The following is a 3,342-nucleotide window of genomic DNA, read 5'->3' as shown; positions in this document are numbered from 1 at the left end:
TTGCTACAGTGTATGCCAGTAGGAAACAATCTCTCTATCGGGGCACAATTGGAAAAAGATTTAGATACCCCGTCTAAAAATATCTGGTGTCTCCTTCCAATGGTTGACTCCACTGACAAAAGCTTGTCATCAAAACCTGCAAGTTATGAACTTGTAAAAAAGCATTTAGAGGAGTTTATTATTTGCACGAAAGCTTGTCTTGCTGCTTATAAAAAATTAAATGGAACCTATCCAAATGTACGTTCAGCATCAAGCGATCCTTGGTTAGCTAGTAATTATATGGCTGTGTTTTACTCAATGGAGAATCAGTGGGATGTTGAGTGTAAAGGAGTAGAAGTTGATCCTAATAAATGTTGGCTAGAACTGGAAAAGAAAATTATAGTTGTAGTAGAGAGAGAACAAGAGAAAACCATCCAATCCAATCCCTCCAGTAGTTCAAGCTTAACGAATTTTGAAAATCCATCCGACTATAGTAGTGAAAACAAAGTTAAGAAACTGATTGCTTTAGGGGTTGGAGCTTTAGGCGCAGTTCTATTACTTTCTGGAATCTGGTTTATAGCTCTAATTTGTATCGGATTAGCTTGTTTTTTATGGCAGAGTGTCTGAAGTTACATCAGGCAAAACCTGCTTTCTAATAGAGTTAACACTTGTATTGTGAAATATGCAATTTCTGATTTTCCTAGTTTCATACAACTTTTCCGTCCTACATTTATGTAACTCCCCGCGACCATCACTCGTTTGTAAATGCCACCCGGTTAACTCCTAAAACTGCTGGATTCGGGTTATTGGGGCAATTTCTCGGTATATAGTGACCTGAGACTAAATTCCATTGGAGAAGAGCAAGTATCACTCGATCGCAGAAATGGTGTAAGTCTTGATATTTTTGGATTTTTTCCAGAGAATTTGAGCCAGTTATATTCCCAGTATGTACGATCTCATTGCGAATATTGGTGAAATCCCCACTAAACTCACCAGAAATGATGCTATTGCTGTCACAGAATCTTGTCAATATTTCATTAAAAGAGGCTTGTTTTCCACCGTTTGCACCACTCAACCACTTAAAATTATTGTTACGAGTTTGCCGAAAAACTCCCGATGGACAGCCAACTTTTAGTGCATAATTATAACGCAAGACTTCCAGAAAGTTACACATTAATAGAGTTTGAACCTCTATATAAGGTGTATGCTTAGCCAGAAGACCTAAGTTAATTAAATTATTCAGATTGTATGTAGTAGCAATCTGCTGATAGTATTTATAGCTGTGTTCAATGAACTGGGTTAGATCGTCTACATCATAGATGACTTTAGATCCTTGGTTCAGTGTAATATCAACAACAGATGTAAGTTCCTGGTATATAAGTTCTTCGTTACGTAGTACCTCCATTCTGGCAACTGCGGAAAGCCGTCCAGAGGCGAAAGAACAAAGCCAGCATATTGAATCAACCAACTTTTTGATCTTCTCTAAATCAGAGTATGGGATTTGAGAAACTTCAGCAATATGCGATATTGTTCCTTCTGTGTGAGCAGATAATACAACTTGTGGCTGCCCTGGAATATTAATATCAAATTTGATATTATTTTTGTAATAATATGGATCAAAGAGGTTAGTTAAATACATTCGGACTGAAACTATTTCTCTATCTTGGGGAAGATTCTGCAATTCAAGCTCTGCTAAACCTAACTTCGCTTCTAACTGGATATTTTGTTCTGAAATTGTAATGGGTGTTTTTTTGAGCAAAAGTGAAGATAAACCATTAGGAATACTTTCTATAAAACAATCTACGTTTGAAGAAATCAAACTAATCTGTTGATGCGGAGTTATGGTGGCAATAACAGAGCAGTCGTCGGACTGGGAAATAACCACATCCGCCATAACAGTTTCAGTTCCGTAATTCAACTGACAAATAAGTTCCCTTTCTGTAACCACAATTCTTGCCTCCAGGGCGAACGCATCTAAATCTTATGTTAGCATAACCTGGTATCAATACTTCGGACAGTTTTAGATCTAGTCTAGTGTCCTAAACCCTTGCTGGCTATATGCTGGACTATTTTTTCAAGGTTTAAGTTCAGCGCTAAGTTTCAGAAAATCCGTTAAAAATGGCAGGGCTTCCTCCGTAAAGCTTACAGGGCCGTTAAAAAACTGTCCGAAGTATTGCTGGTATATTGGAGAATAATTATTGAGGACCTACCAAACATTTAATCAGAGTTCGTTAGTAGTTTACCAAATAATGCTCAAAAGCTTGGTGAATCAGTCCGCAGCCATTGGGGGATTTAAAATTCTTTACATTGGGTATTAGATGTGGGTTTTCGCGAAGATGATTGTCGGATCAGGAAGACAATGCTCCGCACAACTTTGCTATTCTTAGACACATCTCACGAAATCTTTTGAATTAAGAAAAAAACTCAAAAACAGGAGCAAAAAATAAGCTACTTCGAGCCAGATGGGATGATGACTATTTGACTAAGATTCTCGCTATTTCAGTTAACTAAATTCTCACATATAACTCATTATTAACTATTATATAACTTGTAAACAGTGGTTGTAAGCTTTTTATTTTCTCAAAAATGGCAGCAAGTAAAAACCACCATTAATCAGTTTCTCTTTTCTCTAAAAAGTCATTACAAGGTGTATCTATAGCTTCTAATAATGGTGAATTTATCTTGAAATATACTCACCACTGTTCATCAGTGTTAAATAAGATGCGTTCCCCCTGCCGATGTTGAGCGCAGTCCATACCCATAACTTGGATTTTGGTGGGGTTCATTCAAAGGTAGTGTTGAGTCAAATCGCTGATAATATCTAAGCTCATATTGTCAACTAATTTAGTCAGAGCCGCAGCAATTTGCTTCTGCGACAGCGGAACTCGCTCAATCAACAGCCTTACCGCTTGCTCGTCTCCACAAGTGGCTGCTTTGTAAAGCTTCTCAATCAACTCCCTCGGTAACACAGACAGCGACTCAGAAGTCAGTTGCACAACAGGCTCATCCTGTTCGGACTTCCTAGACGACTCCTCTTCATAGATATAGCGAACTCCCAAATGAAGCGCCATCTTCTCAAAAATTACTGCCTCTCGGAACGGTTTGGCAACAAAATCATCAAAGCCGTTCGACAAGGCAAGTTCCTGAGTTTTAACAAAAGCATTAGCGCTCAAAGCAATAATCTTAGTGTTAGAACCGTCAGGCAGAGCTCGAATTTTTTGAACAGCTTGAAAACCCAGGGTAAGCGCATCTCAAAGCCTATTGACAACAGGGTCTTGAGGCATCATCATGTGGAAATAAACAACTAGCGAGAACAGTCAGCATATAGTTATTATCCATAGCAGCCCGATGGGATTTTTGACG

The 3,342-nt window shown here is 38.4% G+C and carries 3 protein-coding genes and 1 pseudogene; 2 read left to right on the top strand and 2 right to left on the bottom strand.

Annotated features, from left to right (window positions below; genetic code table 11):
- On the top strand, positions 1-606 hold a 606-nt coding region (locus IQ270_RS29175), incomplete at its 5' end, for a hypothetical protein (RefSeq protein ID WP_228056808.1).
- 124 nt (positions 607-730) lie between these two features.
- On the opposite strand, the gene IQ270_RS29170 is transcribed toward IQ270_RS29175, so the two are convergent.
- Positions 731-1,927, bottom strand: a complete 1,197-nt coding sequence (locus IQ270_RS29170) for a hypothetical protein (protein WP_193976604.1) — start codon at positions 1,925-1,927, stop codon at positions 731-733.
- A gap of 279 nt (positions 1,928-2,206) precedes the next feature.
- On the opposite strand from IQ270_RS29170, the pseudogene IQ270_RS31615 reads away from it, so the two are divergent.
- Positions 2,207-2,490, top strand: a pseudogene (locus IQ270_RS31615) (ISAs1 family transposase); the annotation flags it as partial.
- A 275-nt stretch (positions 2,491-2,765) separates the two neighbouring features.
- Here IQ270_RS31615 and IQ270_RS29165 read toward each other — a convergent pair.
- Entirely contained in the window at positions 2,766-3,152 is a 387-nt protein-coding gene (locus IQ270_RS29165; RefSeq protein WP_193976603.1) for a hypothetical protein, read from the bottom strand.
- Between the last annotated feature and the right edge of the window lie 190 nt (positions 3,153-3,342).

Source organism: Microcoleus sp. LEGE 07076 (assembly GCF_015207455.1).
Lineage (GTDB): Bacteria > Cyanobacteriota > Cyanobacteriia > Cyanobacteriales > Microcoleaceae > Microcoleus.
Note: the sequence above shows the minus strand (reverse complement) of the source record. Positions and strands in the feature narration are given on the sequence as shown.